Here is a 20,072-nt window from a genome sequence, read left to right as displayed (position 1 = left end):
CCTGCCGTCCCCGACCGGGCGGGGCGGCGGCCGTGATCAGCGTGCTGATCGCCGACGACCAGACGATCGTGCGGGCCGGGTTCGCCGCGCTGCTGGACGCGCAGGACGACATCACCGTCGTCGGCCAGGCCGGCGACGGCCGCGAGGCGGTCCGGCTCGCCGAGCGGAGCCGTCCCGACATCGTCGTCATGGACATCCGGATGCCCGGCATGGACGGCATCGAGGCGACCCGCCGCATTCTCGCGCTGCCCGGTGCCGAGAACGTCCGGGTGCTGGTCCTCACCACGTTCGACGTGGACGAGTACGTCTATGACGCGCTCGCCGCCGGCGCGAGCGGCTTCCTGCTGAAGGACGCGACCGCCGAGGAACTGGTCTGCGCTGTCCGGGTGGTGGCGGGCGGCGACTCGCTGCTCGCGCCGCAGGTCACCGGGCGGCTCATCCGCGAGTTCGGCAGGCAGCGCCGCAGCCGTCCGCGGCCCCCGGCGGAACTGGCGACGCTGACCGCGCGGGAGAGCGAGGTCCTGGTGCTGATCGCCGGGGGCCTGTCGAACGGGGAGATCGCCCGGCGGCTCGTGGTCAGCGAGCACACCGTCAAGACGCACGTGGCCCGCGTCTTCACCAAGCTCGGCCTGCGCGACCGCGCGCAGGCCGTGGTGCTGGCCTACGAGTCCGGCGTGGTGGTGCCGGGCGAGAACGCCGCGAACTAGCCGCGGCAGGGCGGGTGGCCGCGGCACCGCCGCCCCTGACCGCCTTCTCGCCGGTTCGGCGGGATCGTCGCGGTCAACGCCGGCGCAGCAGGCGCATCGCCTTCTCCTTCTCGAAATCGAGCGCGCGGGCCGGCGGGGCGGAAAGCCGTCCGATGCGTTCGCCCAGTTCGCGCACATGCGCCTGCACCTGTGGCTCGGCGAGGACGCGCAGCCCGAACGCCAGTTCGGCCGGGCCGATGTCGTAGCGCTTCTCCAGCGCGAGGGCGAGCGCGACGGCCCGCAGCTCCGCCTCCCCGAACCGCCGGTGGCCGCTCCCGCGCCCGGCCAGGGCCGACTCCCGGGTGACGGGCAGCAGCCCGAGGGCCTCGCGGTAGCGGAGCATGCGGGGCGAGGTACCGAGCCGCCGGGCGGCCTCCGTGATGCGCATGGCTTTGATTCTGACAAATCAGCGTCAGAAAGTCGTCCCCGGTCGTGCCTCTGCCCGCCGGGCGCCCGTAGACTCGCCGCGTTGACGCCGCCGCACCGGCCCGTCAAGTCCTCGCGTACCGGGCCCGCACATCCGGACAGCGCGCCACCACACCAAGGGAGCAACGAAAGCATGGACTACAAGGTCGCCGATCTGTCGCTGGCCGACTTCGGCCGCCGGGAGATCCGGCTCGCCGAGCACGAGATGCCTGGCCTGATGGCGGTGCGCGAGGAGTACTCCGCCGCCAAGCCGCTGCGCGGCGCGAAGATCATGGGCTCGCTGCACATGACGATCCAGACGGCCGTGCTGATCGAGACGCTGGTCGAGCTCGGCGCCGACGTCCGCTGGGTCTCCTGCAACATCTTCTCCACCCAGGACCACGCCGCCGCCGCGGTCGTCGTCGGCAAGGACGGCACCCCGCAGGACCCGAAGGGCGTCCCGGTGTTCGCCTGGAAGGGCGAGACCCTCGAAGAGTACTGGTGGTGCACCGACCAGGCCCTGCGCTGGCCGGATGGCACCGGCCCGAACATGATCCTGGACGACGGCGGCGACGCCACCCTCCTCGTCCACAAGGGCGCCGAGTACGAGAAGGCGGGCGCCGTGCCGGCCGCCTCCGAGGACGACCCCGAGGAATGGGGCATCATCCTCGACACGCTGCGCCGCACCATCGCCGAGAAGCCGGGCCGCTGGACCGAGACCGCCGCCGCCGTCAAGGGCGTCACCGAGGAGACCACCACCGGCGTCCACCGCCTCTACGAGATGGCGAAGGCCGGGACGCTCGCGTTCCCGGCGATCAACGTCAACGACTCGGTCACCAAGTCGAAGTTCGACAACAAGTACGGCTGCCGCCACTCCGTCATCGACGGCCTGAACCGCGCGACGGACGTGCTGATCGGCGGCAAGGTCGCCGTCGTCTGCGGCTACGGCGACGTCGGCAAGGGCTGCGCGGACGCGCTGCGCGGCCAGGGCGCCCGCGTCATCGTCACCGAGATCGACCCCATCTGCGCGCTCCAGGCCGCGATGGACGGCTTCCAGGTCTCCGTCCTGGAGGACGTCGTCGAGACCGCCGACATCTTCGTGACGACCACCGGCAACTTCAACATCATCACGGCCGGCCACATGAGCCGGATGAAGCACCAGGCGATCGTCTCCAACATCGGCCACTTCGACAACGAGATCGACATGGCCGGCCTCGCCAAGACCCCCGGCATCGAGAAGATCGAGATCAAGCCGCAGGTGCACGAGTGGCGCTTCCAGGACGGCCACTCCATCATCGTCCTCGCCGAGGGCCGCCTGATGAACCTCGGCTGCGCCACCGGCCACCCGTCGTTCGTGATGTCCAACTCGTTCACGAACCAGGTCATCGCGCAGATCGAGCTGTTCACCAAGACCGACGAGTACCCGGTCGGCGTCTACGTCCTGCCGAAGCACCTGGACGAGAAGGTCGCCCGCCTCCACCTCGACGCCCTCGGCGTCAAGCTCACCGAACTCACCAAGGAGCAGGCCGCCTACATCGGCGTCCACGTCGAAGGCCCGTACAAGCCCGACCACTACCGCTATTGAGTTCATTGCTGTGTTCATTGCGTCGCCCTTGGCGTCGGGCCCCGGGGGCCCTCCTTCAACGGGCCACGCGGCGATCGCTGCATCGCTCCGGCTCGCCTTGCGGCTCGCTGCGCGATCAGGTTCTCGCAGGCTCGAACCTGCCTTCGGACGCGATCGCAACGCGGCGGGTTGTTGCGGGGCCGGGGTTAAAGACAGCGTGCCTTTCGGTCGTTGTGTGGCTGGGGTCCGAAGGCTGAGGTAGTTGGGATCGTGGTGCTGCCGGGCGGGGGTCGGTCCCCGTCCGGCAGCCGCATATGTGGGGAGCTCATGAGCGACATCGCGGATGGTTCGCTGGCCTATGAGGGGGTCAAGCGGATCGGGTGGGCCGAGCGGAGCATGCCCGTACTGCGGCAGATCCGGGAGCGGTTCGCCGAGGAACGGCCGCTGGAGGGGCTGAAGATCGCGGCGTGCATGCACGTCACGACCGAGACCGCCGGGCTCATCCGCACGCTTCAGGCCGGCGGGGCCAGTGTCGCGCTGGCGGCGTCCAACCCGCTGTCCACGCAGGACGACACCGCCGCGGCGCTCGTCCATGAGTACGGGGCCGAGGTCTTCGCGCGGGCGGGTACCGACCGCGAGGGGTATTACGCCCACATCCACCAGGCGCTGGAAACCGGGCCCGACCTCGTGCTGGACGACGGATGCGATCTCGTCAACACGCTCCACACCGACCGCACGGATCTGCTCGGCACGGTCAAAGCGGGATGTGAGCAGACGACGACCGGTGTCATCCGGCTGCACCAGATGGCGCGTGAGGGCGCGCTGAGGTTCCCCATGGTCGCGGTCAACGACACCGACACCAAGCACATGTTCGACAACCGGTACGGGACCGGCCAGTCCACGCTGGACGGGATCGTGCGCGCGACGAACACGCTGCTGGCCGGCAAGACGGTGGTCATCGCGGGCTTCGGGTACTGCGGGCGCGGCCTTGCCGAGAGGGCGCGCGGCCTGGGCTCGCGGGTGGTCGTCACTGAGATCGACCCCGTCAAGGCGCTGGACGCGGCGTTGCAGGGGTTCGCCGTCCGGCCCATGGCCGAGGCCGCCGTGGAGGGCGATGTCTTCATCACGGTCACGGGGAACCGTGATGTCGTGAACGGAGACCATCTCGCGGTGATGAAGGACGGGGCCATCCTCGCCAATTCCGGGCACTTCGATGTCGAGATCGATGTGCGGGCGCTCCACGACATGGCGGTCGAGGTGCATCACGGGATCCGCCCGCAGGCGGACGAGTACGTGCTCGCCGATGGCCGGCGTCTCATCCTGCTCGCGGAGGGCCGCCTGGTGAATCTGGCCGCCGCGGAGGGGCATCCGGCCGCCGTGATGGACATGTCGTTCGCCGACCAGGCGCTCACGTGCGCGTGGCTCGCGACGTCGCATTCGGTGCTGCCGCCGGCCGTCCACGACGTGCCGAAGGAGATCGACACGGAGGTGGCCCGCCTCAAGCTGGCGTCGATGTCCATCTCCATCGACCTGCTGACCCCGGACCAGGAGGACTACCTGCACTCCTGGCGCATCGGCTCCTGATGCCCGCCGGGACGTACCTGCATCTCGGCGAGGGGCTTGAGGAGCGTTTCCAGTGCGCGCCGGGGCCCGGCGGATGGCGGTACGTGAGCCGGCGCTCCGACGGCGTGCGCGTCGACCTGGTCGTGGACGCGCGGTGGCGGCAGATCCGTGTCGAGGTGGTGACGCCGCAGTGGTGGATCCGGGGAGGGCTGACGGGACCCGAGGTCACCTGGGTGCGGGCGGCGGGGGAGACGGGCACCGAGCACGGTGAGCGCGCGGCCGGGTTCCTGGGCGACTCACCGGCGTTCCCGATCAGCATCGCCCGTTCGCTCGATCTGGCCGAGGGCGGGCAGGCCGACGTCCGCCTGGTGCATCTGACCGGCGTGTCCCTTTCCGCCCTGACGTCCATGTGGCGTTGGCGCCATACCGGAACGTCCATCTACGAGACGGAGACGGCGCCCCTGCCCGTCCACGAGTACGAGGTCACGGATCTGTCCACGGGTGAGGTGAGCGTGATCCATCTGGCCGGTGACGTTCTCTTGGCCGCGCCCGGCATCGAGCTGACCGACCTGGAGACGCCCCCCAACGTCCTGCAATGAACCTGCGGGCTGAGACCTCTCAGCGACCCGGCGGATAGGGGGCCTGCTGCGGATGGGGGCCGGCCGGCGGACGGGGCGCGTTCAGGACCCCCTGGTAAGGCCCCGCGCCATAGTCGGCGGGCGGCAGGAACTGCGGCTGCCCCGGTGCGGGGCCGCTGAACGGCGGCGGTGCCGGCGGCCCCTGGCGGACGGGCCCGGCCACCGGCGGCCCGGCCATCGCCATCGCCGGAACCGGTGCCGGGGCGGGGCCCCAGGCGGGCAGTCCGAGGCGCCGCATCCGGCGGGCGCGGCGCTCGGCGAGCCGCGCCTCCTCGCGGTGCCGGCGCTCGGCGAGCACCGCCGACAGCAGGATCTCCGGCCGCACCCCCGGCGGCGGCGGAGGGCTGATCACGGCGACGACCTGCGAGGCGATCCGCTGCCCCAGCGAGTCGCGCACCTCGGGCAGCAGCTCCCAGAACCGCGACAGGTACTGCCGGGCCGTCATCGCCAGCTCGTCCGGCAGCATCGACAGCTCAAGCGTCCGCGCCCACCAGGCGAGCTGCGGCGGCATCACCGCGACCGGCCCGAACAGCACCGACGCCGGGACGCGTTCCTGGATCACGATCGTCCCGGCGAACAGGTCGCCGAGCCGCTTGCCGCGCCGGTTGCAGAAGGAGGTGATCAGCGCGGGCGAGCCGTAGAACGTCCAGAACTCGATCACCCCGGCGAGCGCCCGGACGAGCGCCTGCCGGAACCGGATCGGCCCGCCGTCGTCGCCGACGACGCGGAGCCCCACGGCCATCTTGCCCAGCGTCCGGCCGCGCAGCAGCGTCTCGAACAGGCACGGGTAGCCGACGAGGACGGCGACGGTGCCGAGCAGCGTCAGCCCGATCGTCCACGCCTCGTCCGCGACGAGCGACGTCATCGCCGTGATGTAGACGACGACGTAGAGGATCATCATCTGGAAGATCAGATCCAGCAGCATGGCGCAGCCGCGGCTGGCCAGCCGTGCGACCCGGATGTCGAGTGCGACGGCCTCGCCGGTGACGAGTTCGGCCATGTCCTGATCCTCCCATGCCGGAGCTGTGTCCATTTTGCCGGTCCGGTGAGCCGACACGTTAGTCTCGCCGGGTGGACGTCGACGCCTATGTGGCCGCGCACAACGCCGACTGGCTGCGCCTGGAGCAACTCGTCAACCGCGGCCGCAAGCTGACCGGTGCGGAAGCGGATGAGCTCGTCGAGCTCTACCAGCGGACGGCCACGCACCTGTCCGTCGTCCGGTCCAGTTCGCCCGATCCGCAACTGGTGGGCCGGCTGTCGTCGCTCGTGGCGCGCGGCAGGGCCGCGGTGGCGGGCGCCCACGCGCCGCTCTGGCGGGACGTCACCCGCTTCGCGACGGTGTCGTTCCCGGCGGCGGCGTACCGGATGAAGTGGTGGTGGCTGGGCAACGCCGTCCTCGGCAACCTGCTGGCGCTCGCGCTGGCGATCTGGGTCGTGCACAGCCCGGAGGTGCAGGCGAGCATCGGGGCGCCGGAAGAGATCCGCGAACTGGTCGAGCACGATTTCGCGAACTACTACACCGAGCATTCGGCCGCGTCGTTCGCGTTCCAGGTGTGGGTGAACAACGCGTGGGTGTCCGCGATCGCGCTGATCTTCGGGATCATGCTCGGCATCCCGACCGTGTACGTCCTGCTGATGAACCAGCTCAACCTCGGCCTGATCGGCGGCCTGATGTTCGCCTATGGCAAGGGCGACGTGTTCTTCGGGCTGATCCTGCCGCACGGCCTGCTGGAGCTCACCGCCGTCTACCTCGCCTGCGCGGGCGGATTGAAGCTCGGCTGGACGATCGTGGACCCGGGCCCGCGCCGCCGCGGCCAGGCCCTCGCCGAGGAGGGACGCGCGGCCGTCAGCGTCGCGCTCGGCCTCATCGCGGTGCTGCTCGTGTCCGGGCTCATCGAGGGCTTCGTGACCGGCTGGGTGCACATCACCTGGCTGCGCATCGCGATCGGCGTGGTCGCCGAGGTCGCGTTCCTCAGCTACGTGATCGTCCTCGGCCGGCGCGCCACCCGCCGAGGCGAAACCGGCGACGCCGACCTGCGCCCCGACACCGCCCCGGTAGCGGGCTGACCCACGGTTCACAACCGCCCTGCGGCTTTGAGGGCCAGGTAGGCGTCGGCCAGGGCGGGTGCGATCTCGTCCGGCGGGGCGTCCACGACCTCGACGCCGTGGCCGCGCAGTTCCGCGGTGAGGCGGCGGCGCTCGGCGCGGGCGCGTTCGGCGGCGGCCGCGTCGTAGACGGCCGCGAGGTCGCCGCGGCCGGCCGCCATCTCGCCGACCCGCGGGTCCGACACGGCGGCGATCATGACGAGGTGCCGGGCGGTGAGCTGCGGCAGCAGCGGCAGCAGCCCCTCCTCGATCGCGGCCGTGTTCAGCTCGGTCAGCAGGACGACCAGGCACCGCTGCCGGACCCGCGCCATCAGCGTCGACACCATCCCGGCGGCGTCGCATTCCAGCAGCTCCGGCTCCAGCGGCGCCATGGCGTGCACCATCGCGGGCAGCAGGTCCGTCCGGGACGTGCCCTCCACCCGGGCGCGGACGCGGCGGTCGTAGGCGAGCATGTCGACGCGGTCGCCGGCGCGGGACGCGAGGGCGCCGAGCAGCAGTGCCGCGTCCATCGAGCAGTCCAGCCGGGGGATGTCGCCGACCCGGCCGGCGGACGTGCGGCCGGTGTCGAGCACCAGGTAGATGCGCCGGTCCCGCTCGGGACGCCACGTCCGGACGACCACGTCGCCCCGGCGCGCGGTGGCCCGCCAGTCGATGGACCGGACGTCGTCGCCGTCCACGTACTCGCGCAGCGAGTCGAACTCGGTGCCCTGCCCGCGGATCAGCGCCACGTGCGCGCCGGTCAGCTCGCGCAGCCGGGCCAGCTTGGCGGGCAGGTGCCGGCGGGACGGGAACGCGGGCAGCGCGCGCACCGTCCAGGGCGCGGACCGGGACAGCTGCCGCGCGGCCAGCCCGAGCGGCCCGACGGACCGGACGGCGACGGTGACGGCCTTGCGGTCGCCGCGCCGGGTCGGCGTCAGCGTCATCTCGACGCGGCGGCGCTCCCCGGCGGGCACGTCCACCTTGACGGTGCGGGGCGCGGCGCCCGCGCTGGGCGGCCACACGTCCCGCAGGCGGGCCTTGAGCCGCCGCCGCCCGAGGTTCTCCACGATCAGCGCGACGTGCGCCGTCTCGCCCAGCCGCACGGTGGTATCGCCCGCGCGGTGGAGGCGCAGCGCCCGCACGTTCCCGGCGAGGGCCAGGTCGGCGGCGACGCCGAGCAGCAGGGCGCCCCACACCGCGAGCAGCGCCCACCAGTTCGGCGCGAACAGCGGGACGAGCGCGCCGAGCAGGGCCAGCAGCCCCAGGCGTCCGGTCAGTGCCATCAGCGCGGGGCGGGGACGTGGGCGAGGATGCCCTCCAGCACACCGTCGGCGGTGGCGCCCTCCAGCTCCGCCTCGGGACGCAGCTGGACGCGGTGCCGCAGCGTCGGCCTGGCCAGCGCCTTCACGTCGTCCGGCGTGACGTAGTCGCGGCCCGACAGCCACGCCCACGCGCGGGACGTCGCCAGCAGGGCCGTCGCACCACGCGGTGACACGCCGAGCTGGAGCGACGGGGACTGCCGGGTCGTGCGGCACAGGTCCACGACGTAGGCGGCGACCTTGGGGTCGAGGTGGACGCTCCTCACCGCGGCCTGGCCCGCGGCCAGTTCGCTCGCACCCGCGACCGCCTTCACCTCGGACAGGTCACGCGGGTCGAACCCGGCGGCGTGCCGCTGAAGCATGGAGATCTCCTCGTCCCGCGTGGGGACGGGCACGGTCAGCTTGACGAGGAACCGGTCGAGCTGGGCTTCCGGCAGGGGATAGGTGCCCTCGTACTCGATCGGGTTCTGGGTCGCGCACACCACGAACGGGTTGGGCAAAGCGCGCGCGGCACCTTCCACCGAAACCTGGCGCTCCTCCATGGCCTCCAGAAGGGATGCCTGCGTCTTCGGCGGGGTCCGGTTGATCTCGTCCGCCAGCAGGAGGTTGGTGAAGACGGGACCCTCGCGGAACTCGAACTCCGCCGTCCGGTTGTCGTACACCAGCGACCCGGTCACGTCACCGGGCATCAGGTCGGGGGTGAACTGGACGCGCTTGAAATCCAGGTCGAGGGCCCGCGACAGCGTCTTGATGAGCAGCGTCTTGGCGGTGCCGGGGACGCCTTCCAGCAGCACATGGCCGCGGCACAGCAACGCGATGACCAGACCGGTCACCACGGAGTCCTGACCGACGACCGTCTTGGCGACCTCACCGCGCAGCGCCGTCAGCGCCGCGCGGGCCGTCTCCGCCTGCCGCCGGGCATCCTCGGGCAGCGTCCCGGAGCCGGTGCCGCCGGACACGTCGTCCTTCCCGAGCTCTACAGGGTGGTTCAAGACTGGCGTACCTGCCTTTCCAGGTCGTCGAGGACGTCCGTGAGGGCGATGAGCCCGGCGTCGTCCAAGGGTTCAGGACCGTACAGGGCCGCTCCGACGTACGTCTCGTCGTAGGCCGTGCGGCGGGCGACCGCGGTGACGATCTCCTGCGCGGCGGAGGGATCCTGCGCGCTGCTGCGGGGCAGGCCGAGGAGCGGGACGAGCCGTTCGCGGGCGCCGGAGCGCAGCGCGTCCGAGGCGCGGTCACGGGCACGTCCGGCCCGGTACAGGCGGGCGCGGCCCTCGACCGTCTCGGCGGACCGGACGACGACGGGCAGCGCCTCCGCCACGACCGGGCCGAGGCGGCGCGCCCGCCACAGCGCCACCAGCACGACCGCGACCAGAAGTTCCAGGAAGAAGAGCTTGACGCCGAACGGCAGCAGGTCACCGAGCGACCGCTGCCCGGCGCCCGAGCCGGACTTCGGCAGATCCGGGACGAGCCACACCACCGACGAGCCCGTGCCGGCCAGGTTCATCGCGAGGGCCGCGTTGCCCTCCTCGGCGAGACGCCGGTTCGTCAGCGGCGCGGCCGATCCCAGCACCGTGACCGTATGCGTACCGGTCTGCACCTGGACGACCCTGGCATCGCCGTACTCGGTCTTGTAGCAGACGATCCCGGGGCCGGTGACCTTGTACGTCTCCGACTCGTGGAACGCGACCCTCCCCGCGAGCGACGCGACCGGCAGCGCACAGCCCGGGTCGGCGGTCTCCCCGTAGCCCGGGCCGCTCGGGCGCACCTGCGGCGCGAGATCGTTCAGCGCGTACGACGTCGGCTGGACGAGCAGGAGGTCCCCCGGCGCGCGGCTCAGCAGCGCCAGGTCGCGCTCGGTGAGCCGCTCGGTGCGCGTCACCACCGTGGTCGTTCCGGGGCCGGCCGCGGCGGCGGCGTCGGCGGCGTTCCGCGCCACGGTCACCCGCGTGCCGTGCTGCCGCAGGATCTCCGCCAGCGCCCGGCTGCCGTCCCGCTTCGCCGACGCGGGGTCGAGCGCCTCCGGCGACGTCGCCGGGCGCAGCGCCGCCAGGATCACCGCGACCACGACCATCGCGAGGATCACCGCGACCACGCCGCGCGCCGACCGCCAGCGGCGGCCCGCGACCTGCCGCGCGGACGGCTCCGCCGGTCCGCTCCGCCCGGTCCCGGGCGGGGCCTGCGTCACCATCGCGGGCCCCCTTCCTCGCCGGTCCCGGCGAGGGTGAGGTCATCGGCCTCCAGCGGCTTCGGCCGCGCCGCCCGCAGCCGCTCGTCCAGCTCCCTCATCCGCGCGTATCCCTCCGCGGTGCCCGGACGGTCGCCGTACCAGACGTCGTCGAAGATCCGCACGCCCGCGTGCAGTTCGCCGGCCAGCTCCGGCACGGCCTCGCCCGCCTCCGCGGCCAGCTCGTCGGCCGTCCGCCCGGGACGCGCCGAAAGGACCGCCCGTTCCTCCAGGTCACGCGCGATCGCGCGGAGCCGCTCCCGGATGGCCTCGGCCCACTGCCCGGCCTCCGCGTGCCGCTCCGCGGCGTCCCGGTGATCGAGCGCCGTGGACGGCTCGCCGGCCAGCAGCGGGTCCTTGCGGGAGCGCGGGTTGCGCCGCCCCCACATCAGCCACACGACCAGCCCGACGGCGACGAGCGCGACCACCACGATGATCGCGATGGACGTCCAGCCGCCGCCGCTGCCCTGCGACTCGGGGGCCGGGGCCTGGTTGAACAGGTCCCGCAGCCACTCGGAGAAGTCGTCCCAGACGCGCTCCAGCCAGGACGGCCTGTCGCGCTGGTAGACCTGCTTCTCCAGTTCGCGGCGGGCCATCTCGCGGGCCTCGTCGCGGCCGATCGGATCGAGGATCATCGCTGTGCTCCCGCCCCCGCTCCCGTCTCCGGGCGCGCCGGTTCGAGGCCGGTGCGCCACAGGGAGACGAACCCCTCCCCGTCGTCGCGCGCGCCGGCGGTGACGGCCGCCGCCGACCGCCCTCTGGTGCGCAGGTCGAGGTCGAAGCCCTCACGGCGCATCCGCCGGTCCATGTAGAGCAGGGCGATCACGCCCGCGTCGAACGGCAGCACCACCGACCAGCTCACGATCCGCCCGAGCGTGTCGACCGCGAGCGCGCCCATCGTCGCTCCGTCGCCGGACGAGTCGCCGAAGAAGATCAGCTGGACGAACAGGAACGGGATGCGCAGCGCGAAGAAACCCATGAACACGGTCACCAGCAACGCCAGCAGAAGCGTCCCGCACGTCCTGAACCATCGCCCCTTGGACAGGGTGACCGCCCGGCGGAGCGCGCCCGCGACTGTCCGCCGCTCCAGCACGACCAATGGGACGGCCTGGACGAACAGGATGTACAGCCACACCATCAGGCCGATCCCGAGCGGGAAGCCCACGAGCCCGGCGAGCACCCCGAACGCCGGATGCGCGCCGACGGCGATCAGCGTGAAGAACGGCAGGATCGGCAGCACCAGCGCGCCCAGCGAGATGCCCATGACGGCCGCGGCGGTGACGGCGAGCCGCCCGAGCCTCGGCCGGGCGTCCCGCCACGCCTGCCGCGGCGCGATCGGCAGGCCCACCAGCTCCCGGCCCAGGATGGGCGCCACCAGTCCCGACATCAGCAGGATCCCGTACGCCGACAGCACCAGCCCCAGCACCGTCAGCGTGGCCTGCGCGCCGAACGACTCCATCAGCACGGCGGGGGTGACCTCGTCGCGGGCGATGTCGCCGACGAAGAAATAGGCGGCGACCGAACTCGTCACCTGGATGACCGTGCTGATGGCCACCGACAGGCCCAGCGTGGTGCGCGGCCGTCGCCGGATCCCGGCGATCGCGCCGTCCAGCATCTCCGAGACGGACATGGGACGGAACGGGACGTCCCGCACCACATCGGTGGCGTCGGCATCGTCGTCCCAGCCGTCCGGTCCCGGCATTCTCGGCTCCCTGCGGTGTTCCCTGCCATCTCTGGGCGATCCATGGGCGGGGGTTGCGGTGCGTCCGGCCGATCCCCCTCCGGGCCCCGTCACGATCACCGGTCAGGTCATCCTGTCACGGGCGTGATGTCAACCTTGCGCCGGTTTCGGGAGTCATCTCTACGATTTCGAGCGGTCCACCCGATGACGATCCCGAGCCGCCCACCCGATACGGGGGAGCCATGTACGACGCAAACGCAGGTAACCTTGCACGCCAAGGTATATCTCTCCCTGGCAAGGTGGCACAGGAGCATAGCGCCCCACTCCACCGAACCCTGACTTTGTGACGATGAGGGCCATGAGAGGACGTGTACTGGTCGTCGACGACGATCTCGCGCTCGCCGAAATGCTCGGCATCGTGCTGAGGGGCGAGGGCTTCGAGCCTTCGTTCGTCCACGACGGCGACAAGGCGCTGGAGGCGTTCCGGGAGACCCGGCCCGACCTCGTACTGCTCGACCTGATGCTGCCCGGGGCCGACGGCATCGACGTGTGCCGCCAGATCCGCGCCGAGTCCGGCGTGCCGATCGTCATGCTGACGGCCAAGAGCGACACCGTGGACGTCGTCCTCGGCCTGGAGTCGGGCGCCGACGACTACATCGTCAAGCCGTTCAAGCCCAAGGAACTGGTGGCGCGGGTCCGGGCCCGGCTGCGCCGCACCGACGAGCCCGCGCCCGAGACCCTCCAGATCGGCGACATCACCATCGACGTCGCCGGCCACTCGGTGAAGCGCGGCGACCGGCACATCCCGCTGACACCGCTGGAGTTCGACCTGCTCGTCGCGCTCGCCCGCAAGCCCCGCCAGGTGTTCACCCGCGAGGTGCTGCTCGAACAGGTGTGGGGTTACCGGCACGCCGCCGACACCCGCCTGGTCAACGTGCACGTCCAGCGGCTCCGCGCCAAGATCGAGAAGGACCCCGAGCGGCCCGAGATCGTCGTCACCGTGCGCGGTGTCGGCTACAAGGCCGGCCCGGCCTGACCCCCGTCACCCGCCCCGTCACAGCACCCCACCCCCGTGACACGCCGATGACCGTCCAGCACCCGTCAGGACCCGTACGCCGCCTCGCGGACCCCTCATGAGAACCGGCATGAGGGGACCGAAGCGGTTCGCCCGGCGTGGCCTGGGCGCGGTACGGCGCGTCCTGCGGGGGGCCGTGGGCGCCGTCTACCTGCGCTGGCGCCGGTCGATCCAGCTCCGTGTCGTCACGTCCACGCTGTTCATTTCGGCGATCGTGGTGGCGATCCTGGGCGCGTTCCTGATGCAGCAGGTGTCGTCCGCGCTCATGGACGGCAAGGTCAAGGCGGCCCGTCTCCAACTGGACGACGGCCTGGCGCAGGTCCAGCGCGATCTGGGCAATTCCACCGGGGACGGCAGCAGGCTCAACTCGACCATCGACCGCTTGAAGTCGCGCAGCGGCCCGTCCGGGCTGTACGAGGTCTACATCCGCGACACCACCGAGCAGTACTTCGACGGATACACGACCAATGAGCTGCGGCAGGAGAGCGTCCCCAAGCGGCTCCGGCAGGAACTGAAGAACGCCCCTGCCGGTTCCCGTGCCTACACCTACGGCAAGCTCTCCTACATCGGAGGCAGGCCGGACGAACGCGGCCTCATCGTCGGCGGCAGGACCGGCCAGTTCGAGCTGTACTACCTGTTCCCGCTGACACAGGAACAGCAGACCCTCACCAACGTGAGCCGCTCCCTAGCCGGAGTGGGCATCGTCCTGGTGCTGCTCTTGGCGGCGATCGCCTCGCTGGTGACCCGGCAGGTCGTCATACCGGTGCGGCTCGCCGCGCAGGGCGCGCAGAGACTCGCCGCCGGGCGCCTGGAAGAACGTATGAGGGTCCGCGGCGAGGACGACCTGGCGCGCCTCGCCCGCTCCTTCAACGACATGGCCGCGAACCTCCAGGAGAAGATCGGCGAACTGGAGGACCTGTCCCAGGTCCAGCGCCAGTTCGTCTCCGACGTCTCGCACGAGCTGCGCACGCCCCTGACCACCATCAGGATCGCCGCGGACATGCTCTACGAGTACCGCGACACCTTCGACGACCCCGCCGTCGGGCGCTCCGCCGAGCTGCTGCAGAGCCAGCTGGAGCGGTTCGAGTCCCTGCTCGCCGACCTCCTGGAGATCAGCCGGCACGACGCCGGCGCGGCCACCCTGGACGCGGAGTCTCTCGACATGCGCGACCTCGTCCTGCGCGTCGTCGGAGACATCCAGGGCCTCTCCGAACGCAAGGGCAGCAAGGTCGTCCTGCAGCTGCCCGGCGAACCGTGCATGGCCGAGGTCGACCGCCGCCGGGTCGAACGCATCCTGCGCAACCTCCTCGTCAACGCCGTCGAGCACGGCGAGGGCGAGGACATCATCATCTCCGTCGCCGCCGACCGCGACGCCGTCGCCGTCGCCGTCCGCGACCACGGCGTCGGCCTCAAACCCGGGGAGGGGCAGATGGTCTTCGACCGCTTCTGGCGCGCCGACCCCGCCCGTGCCCGCACCACCGGCGGCACCGGGCTCGGCCTGTCGATCTCCCGTGAGGACGCGCAGCTCCACGGCGGCTGGCTGCAGGCTTGGGGCGAGCCCGGCGCGGGCTCCCAGTTCCGCCTGTCGCTGCCCCGCGTCGCCGGCGCCGAACTCCGGGGCTCCCCGCTGCCGCTCGTCCCGCCCGGCGCCGGTGACGCGCGCCCCCTGTTCGCGGAACTGGAGGCCGGCGAATGAGCGCGTGCGCGGGGACCAGGCGGCTCACGAGGCTCCTCGCGCTGGCCGCCCTCGTCTTCGGCGCCGCCGGCTGCGCGAACGTGCCGAGCGGCGGGCAGGTCCTCAGCGGCAGACCCGCCGAACGCGCCGAACGCGTCGACGACCCGTACGTCCGGCTCATCCCGGTCAAACCGCGGCCCGGCTGGGGGCCCGCCGAGATCGTCTCGGGGTTCCTCGCCGCGTCCGCCAGCTTCGACGACGGGCACAAGGTCGCCAAGATGTACCTGGGCGGCCAGACGTCCTGGAACCCCGGCCTGCGGCCGTCGGTGACCGTCCTCGCGAGCCGGGTCACCGACCCGCACGTGGTCAAGGCGACGGCGGACCAGGCCACGGTCCGGATCACCGGCGAGGAACTCGGCACGATCACCGCCGACGGCCAGTACACCGCGTCTCCGCGGGAACTCGACGCCACCTTCCAGCTCGCCAAGACCCCGCAGGGCGTCTGGCGCATCATCGGCCTGCCCGGCGACGAGAAGTCCGGGCTCCTGCTCACCAAGGACGACGTCGAGCGCGCCATGCGCACCGTCAACCTGTTCTTCTTCGCACCCGACCGGCACACCCTCGTCCCGAACGGCATCTTCCTCCCGGTCGCGAACCGGGAGGCGCTGCCGACCCAGCTCGTCCAGGCCCTGCTCGCCGGCCCCACGTCCTGGCTGGCCGGCGCCGTCGACAGCGCGTTCCCCAAGGGCACCCGGCTGCGCCGCAGCGTCCAGATCGACAAGGACGTCGCGATCGTCGACCTCAGCAAGGAGGCCCGCGGCGGCGACATCGACCGCATGTCCGCCCAGCTCAGCTGGACGATGCGGCAGCTCTCCGAGATCAAGCAGTGGCGGCTGCGCATCGACGGGGAGACCGTCGCCCCCGACGACATGGACGCCACCCAGTTCGTGTCCGCGTGGGACGGGAACTCGCCCGACGGCCAGATGCCGGACGACGGCGTGCACCAGAGCGCCTACGTCGTGGGCCCGTCAGGCTTCCTCGGCAACCTGCAGGACGACCGCGCCCAGCCCGTGGTGACCGGCCTCGCCGGGCGCCTCTCCCGCCCCGCCGTCGCTCCCGGCTACGAGGAGGTCGCCGGCCTCAGCGCCGACGCCTCGCAGGTCCTGCTCGCCGCCCCCGTCACCGGGGCGCCCACCCTGCACGTCCTGCTGACCGCGCACAAGGGCGCCCGCTTCACGGCCCCGTCCTGGAGCCACGACGGCACCCTGTGGGTCGTGGAGAGCAGGAAGGACGCGTCGTGGCTGTGGGTGCGCCGCCCCGGCAAGGCCCCCGTCCGCGCCGCCCACTGGGGCCTCGGCGGCCGCGAGGTGCTGGCCTTCCGCGTCGCCCGCGACGGCGTCCGCGCCGCCGTCATCGCCCGTGTCGACGACCGCCCCCAGGTGCAGCTCGGCCGCATCGTCCGCGGCCTGGACGACTCCCTGGACGTCGGCTCCTTCCTGCCGGTGAGCTCCGAACTCCAGGACGCCGTCGATCTCGCCTGGCGCGACTACGGCACCCTCGCCGTCCTCGGCCGCGCCAAACGCGACTCGCAGACCCTGCCGTTCCTGATGCCGATCAGCGGCAGCGCCATCACGTCCCTGGGCGTCGGCTCCCTCGGCGAACCCCGCACCATCGCCGCCGCACCGGGCGCCCCGATCCTCATCGGCACCCGCTCGTCCGGCAGGGACCAGATCTGCCGGCAGCGCTCCCCGAGCAACTCCTACAGCCCCTGGATCTGCCCCACCCCGGGCAAGGACCCCGGCTATCCCCGCTGACCCCGGACGACGCCGTTGTCCACAGTCGCGGGAGCGCGGGACGGGGCGGAGGAGGGCGCGGCATCGTCGGGTGCGTGCGACTCTTCGACGACCTGATCGAGCTGCTTCTGCCTCAGCGGTGCGCCGGGTGCGGGCGGGAGCCGGTCCTGCTGTGCGACACCTGCGCGAGGCCGCTGCGCGCGGCTGCACGGCCCGCCAGGCCCGCGCCGTCCGGTCTCCCGCCCCCGTGGACGGTCGCCGCCTACGAGGGCGCCCTCCGCGTGATCCTGGCCGCCTACAAGGAACGTGGCCGGACGGCGCTCGCCGTTCCCCTGGGCGAGGCCATGGCAACGGCGATCCGTGCCGCCCTCGCGGCCGTCCCCGACCCGCCCGCCGGTGCGTCGTCCGGCGGTGCGGTGATCGTGTGGGTGCCGTCGGGGCGGCGGGCCGTACGGCGGCGCGGGCATGATCCGCTGCGCGGCGTGGTGGCGGCGGCGGTCCGGCGGTTGCGCGCGGACGGCGTCGCGGTGAGCGCGGTGGACGCGCTGCGGCAGCGCGGCCGGGTGGCCGATCAGGCCGGCCTCACGGCGGTGCAGCGCGCCGCCAACCTGCGGGGCGCCGTCGAGGCGCGGGCCGGGGTCGCCGGCCTCCGGGTCGTGCTGGTGGACGACGTGGTCACGACGGGGGCGTCGCTGGCCGAGGCGGTGCGGGCGCTGCGCACCGCGGGCGCCGAGGTCACCGGCACGGCGACCGTCGCGGCGACGCCCCGCCGCCGCCCCCGGTGAGTCCGGCCCCGCAGCGAAGTCGGGCAACGGTGACTTTCTTCACTTTTCTTCGCCGAGCCGATGATTGGCTACGGCGTGTAGTCAATTGATCTCCGGCGAGCCGGAACCCGAGGGCGTCCGGGGGCATTCGAGTCACAACGCGTCATGGAGGAGGTAGAGATTATCCAAAACTCACCGGAGGGCCAGTCCCATCTGACCAGCGCGGGCACTGGCGGCGGGATCGCCGGTGACGTCGCGGTTCGCGGGGCGTGGCGGGGCGCTCGGGGGCGGCCGGGGGCCCCGCTGCGGCAGTCGCCGATGACGGTCCGTGAGGTTTTCCTCAGCCCACCCTCCTGACATTCGTGGCGTAAGGGGTTAGCGTTCCTGACATGGCACCCGCCCGGGTCCGTGGTTGCGTCGGATCGCAGTGCTCGTCAGGAGCACGGCAGACGATCCGGCTAGCCGATGCCAGGCGCAGGCGAAACGGCCCACGTAAGGCGACTTCTCGTCGACCGATCACGGTGCGCCTTAGAGGTAAGTCCTGCCTCATCGGGGGATCCGACATCCCCCGAACCGAGAGAAGGGCAGTAGTGGCGAGAGCGCCGCGAGCCCCTCAGCAGGCGGATGTGGGGACGAAGACCAGGTCGGCCGGGCGGGTGCGACCCACCGTCCTGTGGTGCCCGTCCGGGACCGGTAGGGGTCCCGGGTCGGGCGATGAGCACAACCGGGAGAAGGGGGGCCCACATGAACATCACCGTGAGGGGTCGGCACACCGAGGTCAACGACAGATTCCGCCGGCACGTCGACAGCAAACTGGCCAGGATCGAACGGCTCAACCAGAAGGTCATCCGCGTGGATGTGGAGGTGTCCGAGGAACGTAACCCCCGGCTGGCCGACCAGCGCGAGCGGGTGGAGCTGACGATCCGCTCCCGGGGCCCGGTGATCCGGGCCGAGGCCGCCGCCGACGACCGCTACGGCGCCCTCGACATGGCCCTGGACAAGCTGGAGTCACGGCTGCGCCGCGACGCCGAACGGCGCAAGGGCCACGGTCTGAAGAACCACGGCAAGAACCAGGGCAAGGGCCGTCCCAAGCTCGCGACGATGGAAACGCTCCCCGAGGCACTCCCCGAACCCGCCCCCGAACCCGTGAAGACCGCCCCGGAGCCCGCCGAGGACGAGGTCGCGACGGTCATCTCCCCGGACGAGAGCCTCGTACCGATCCCCATGGACGGCGACGGACCCCTCGTCGTCCGCGAGAAATTCCACAAGGCCGAGCCCATGGGCATCGAGCAGGCCCTTTTCGAGATGGAACTCGTCGGTCACGACTTCTTCCTGTATCGGGACAAGGCCACTGGGCACCCCTCGGTCGTATACCGGAGAAGAGGCTGGGACTACGGAGTCATCAGGCTTGTCGAGGAGTGAGCCGTCCAACCGGTTCGGGTCTCTGGAGGAGGGCCGGTGATGCGATGGGAGCGTCACGTCATCGTCCGAACCATGTCATGATCTGAAAAGGCGTATCAGCCGATCCGCGGACGCGGCGCGTCCCGGGAACCTTCCCGGGGCGCGCGGCGGTTGAACCGGAGACACCCCGGTCCGAAATCCTCCGGGTTCGTCCCCGGACCCCGTAAGTTCCCGAGGACGAACCGTTGGACGACAACCCTCCGGTAGGTCCAGATCGCTGAATAGTGAAGGGGGGAAGCGGCGTCTCCTCCACGCCGCGACTCTGGTGAGCGAGAATCCCGAGCCTCGCGACGCCGCGGCGGTACCCCGCCAGAGCGGCGCCGGCGCCGCCCCCGCCGGCGGGGGGACGCCGCGCCCGGCCGACGCGGCCGACCCCATCCGCGTGCTCATCGTCGACGACCATGCGCTGTTCCGCAGGGGGCTGGAGATGGTCCTCCAAGGCGAGGACGACATCGAGGTCATCGGCGAGGGCGGTGACGGGCACGAGGCCGTCGAGATGGCCGGCGACCTGCTGCCCGACGTCGTCCTCCTGGACATCCGGATGCCGCGCCGCAGCGGCATCGAGGCCTGCACCGCCATCAAGGACGCCGCGCCCAGCGCGAAGATCGTCATGCTGACCATCAGCGACGAGGAGGAGGATCTCTTCGAGGCGATCAAGGCCGGGGCCAGCGGATACCTGCTCAAGGAGATCTCCATCGACGAGGTCCCGCAGGCGGTCCGCGCGGTGCACGGCGGCCAGTCGCTGATCAGCCCGTCGATGGCGTCCAAGCTCATCACCGAGTTCGCCGCGCTGGCCAAGCGCAGCGAGGAGCGGACGCAGCAGGTCCCGGCGCCGCGCCTCACCGAACGCGAGATGGAGGTGCTGCGGCTCGTCGCCCGCGGCCTCGGCAACCGGGAGATCGCCCGCGAGCTGTTCATCTCCGAGAACACGGTGAAGAACCACGTCCGCAACATCCTGGAGAAGCTCCAGCTTCACTCCCGCATGGAGGCCGTCGTCTACGCCGTCCGCGAGAAGCTCCTAGAGATCACCTGACCCTCCGGGCCGCCGGCCGCGACCGGCAATCCGGTTTTGTCGG

Annotated in this window: 18 protein-coding genes; 11 read left to right on the top strand and 7 right to left on the bottom strand. The window is 71.8% G+C overall.

Features of this window, described 5'->3' with window-relative positions; genetic code table 11:
• Positions 1–32 precede the first annotated feature (32 nt).
• On the top strand, positions 33–707 hold the full coding sequence (locus ACQP1N_RS28805; protein ID WP_067804036.1) for a response regulator: 675 nt from the start codon (positions 33–35) through the stop codon (positions 705–707).
• Positions 708–780: 73 nt separating this feature from the next.
• On the opposite strand, the gene ACQP1N_RS28800 is transcribed toward ACQP1N_RS28805, so the two are convergent.
• Positions 781–1,134, bottom strand: coding sequence for a MerR family transcriptional regulator (locus ACQP1N_RS28800; RefSeq protein ID WP_067804038.1), 354 nt, complete (start codon positions 1,132–1,134; stop codon positions 781–783).
• 171 nt (positions 1,135–1,305) lie between these two features.
• Between ACQP1N_RS28800 and ahcY (ACQP1N_RS28795) the strand changes: the two genes are divergently transcribed.
• The 3 genes from ahcY (ACQP1N_RS28795) to ACQP1N_RS28785 all read left to right on the top strand — a co-directional run bounded on the left by ahcY (ACQP1N_RS28795) (position 1,306) and on the right by ACQP1N_RS28785 (position 4,877).
• On the top strand, positions 1,306–2,736 hold the full coding sequence (gene ahcY, locus ACQP1N_RS28795) for an adenosylhomocysteinase (RefSeq protein WP_433227640.1): 1,431 nt from the start codon (positions 1,306–1,308) through the stop codon (positions 2,734–2,736).
• Positions 2,737–3,042: 306 nt separating this feature from the next.
• Complete coding sequence (gene ahcY, locus ACQP1N_RS28790) at positions 3,043–4,299, top strand: adenosylhomocysteinase (protein WP_067803624.1); 1,257 nt, start codon at positions 3,043–3,045, stop codon at positions 4,297–4,299.
• Entirely contained in the window at positions 4,299–4,877 is a 579-nt protein-coding gene (locus ACQP1N_RS28785; protein WP_433227639.1) for a hypothetical protein, read from the top strand. The genes ahcY (ACQP1N_RS28790) and ACQP1N_RS28785 overlap by 1 nt, the downstream gene beginning before the upstream one ends.
• 19 nt (positions 4,878–4,896) lie before the next feature.
• On the opposite strand, the gene ACQP1N_RS28780 is transcribed toward ACQP1N_RS28785, so the two are convergent.
• On the bottom strand, positions 4,897–5,916 hold the full coding sequence (locus ACQP1N_RS28780; protein WP_433227638.1) for an RDD family protein: 1,020 nt from the start codon (positions 5,914–5,916) through the stop codon (positions 4,897–4,899).
• A gap of 71 nt (positions 5,917–5,987) precedes the next feature.
• Here ACQP1N_RS28780 and ACQP1N_RS28775 point away from each other — a divergent pair, with 71 nt between their 5' ends.
• Positions 5,988–6,983: a stage II sporulation protein M gene (locus tag ACQP1N_RS28775; RefSeq protein WP_067803632.1), complete on the top strand. Its 996-nt coding sequence runs from the start codon at positions 5,988–5,990 to the stop codon at positions 6,981–6,983.
• Positions 6,984–6,991: 8 nt separating this feature from the next.
• Here the strand turns inward: ACQP1N_RS28775 and ACQP1N_RS28770 are convergent, their stop codons facing one another.
• Genes ACQP1N_RS28770 through ACQP1N_RS28750 form a run of 5 tightly spaced genes read right to left on the bottom strand, consistent with a single transcriptional unit; the run spans position 6,992 to position 12,249 of the window.
• On the bottom strand, positions 6,992–8,284 hold the full coding sequence (locus ACQP1N_RS28770) for a DUF58 domain-containing protein (RefSeq protein ID WP_067803636.1): 1,293 nt from the start codon (positions 8,282–8,284) through the stop codon (positions 6,992–6,994).
• Positions 8,284–9,252: an AAA family ATPase gene (locus ACQP1N_RS28765; protein WP_242608621.1), complete on the bottom strand. Its 969-nt coding sequence runs from the start codon at positions 9,250–9,252 to the stop codon at positions 8,284–8,286. The genes ACQP1N_RS28770 and ACQP1N_RS28765 overlap by 1 nt, the downstream gene beginning before the upstream one ends.
• Positions 9,253–9,308: 56 nt before the next feature.
• The gene (locus tag ACQP1N_RS28760; protein ID WP_067803641.1) at positions 9,309–10,511 is read right to left on the bottom strand and encodes a DUF4350 domain-containing protein; all 1,203 of its coding nucleotides are present in this window, start codon (positions 10,509–10,511) and stop codon (positions 9,309–9,311) included.
• The gene (locus tag ACQP1N_RS28755) at positions 10,505–11,182 is read right to left on the bottom strand and encodes a DUF4129 domain-containing protein (protein WP_067803644.1); all 678 of its coding nucleotides are present in this window, start codon (positions 11,180–11,182) and stop codon (positions 10,505–10,507) included. The genes ACQP1N_RS28760 and ACQP1N_RS28755 overlap by 7 nt, the downstream gene beginning before the upstream one ends.
• Complete coding sequence (locus ACQP1N_RS28750; protein WP_067803647.1) at positions 11,179–12,249, bottom strand: hypothetical protein; 1,071 nt, start codon at positions 12,247–12,249, stop codon at positions 11,179–11,181. The genes ACQP1N_RS28755 and ACQP1N_RS28750 overlap by 4 nt, the downstream gene beginning before the upstream one ends.
• A 337-nt stretch (positions 12,250–12,586) precedes the next feature.
• On the opposite strand from ACQP1N_RS28750, the gene mtrA reads away from it, so the two are divergent.
• From mtrA to ACQP1N_RS28720, 6 genes are all read left to right on the top strand, one after another.
• The gene (mtrA, locus tag ACQP1N_RS28745) at positions 12,587–13,264 is read left to right on the top strand and encodes an MtrAB system response regulator MtrA (protein WP_021598338.1); all 678 of its coding nucleotides are present in this window, start codon (positions 12,587–12,589) and stop codon (positions 13,262–13,264) included.
• Positions 13,265–13,373: 109 nt separating this feature from the next.
• Entirely contained in the window at positions 13,374–14,999 is a 1,626-nt protein-coding gene (gene mtrB / locus ACQP1N_RS28740) for an MtrAB system histidine kinase MtrB (protein ID WP_067803650.1), read from the top strand.
• The gene (locus ACQP1N_RS28735; protein WP_433227637.1) at positions 14,996–16,792 is read left to right on the top strand and encodes an LpqB family beta-propeller domain-containing protein; all 1,797 of its coding nucleotides are present in this window, start codon (positions 14,996–14,998) and stop codon (positions 16,790–16,792) included. The genes mtrB and ACQP1N_RS28735 overlap by 4 nt, the downstream gene beginning before the upstream one ends.
• Before the next feature lie 74 nt (positions 16,793–16,866).
• A complete protein-coding gene (locus ACQP1N_RS28730) occupies positions 16,867–17,556 on the top strand; it encodes a ComF family protein (protein ID WP_131732386.1) in 690 nt (229 codons plus the stop codon).
• Between the two features lie 723 nt (positions 17,557–18,279).
• Positions 18,280–18,957: a ribosome hibernation-promoting factor, HPF/YfiA family gene (gene hpf, locus ACQP1N_RS28725; RefSeq protein ID WP_433227636.1), complete on the top strand. Its 678-nt coding sequence runs from the start codon at positions 18,280–18,282 to the stop codon at positions 18,955–18,957.
• A 304-nt stretch (positions 18,958–19,261) separates the two neighbouring features.
• Positions 19,262–20,029, top strand: coding sequence for a response regulator transcription factor (locus ACQP1N_RS28720; RefSeq protein ID WP_067803655.1), 768 nt, complete (start codon positions 19,262–19,264; stop codon positions 20,027–20,029).
• Positions 20,030–20,072 lie beyond the last annotated feature (43 nt).

This window comes from Actinomadura formosensis, assembly GCF_050948385.1.
Lineage (GTDB): Bacteria > Actinomycetota > Actinomycetes > Streptosporangiales > Streptosporangiaceae > Spirillospora > Spirillospora formosensis.
This window is presented reverse-complemented; position numbering and strand designations above follow the sequence as displayed.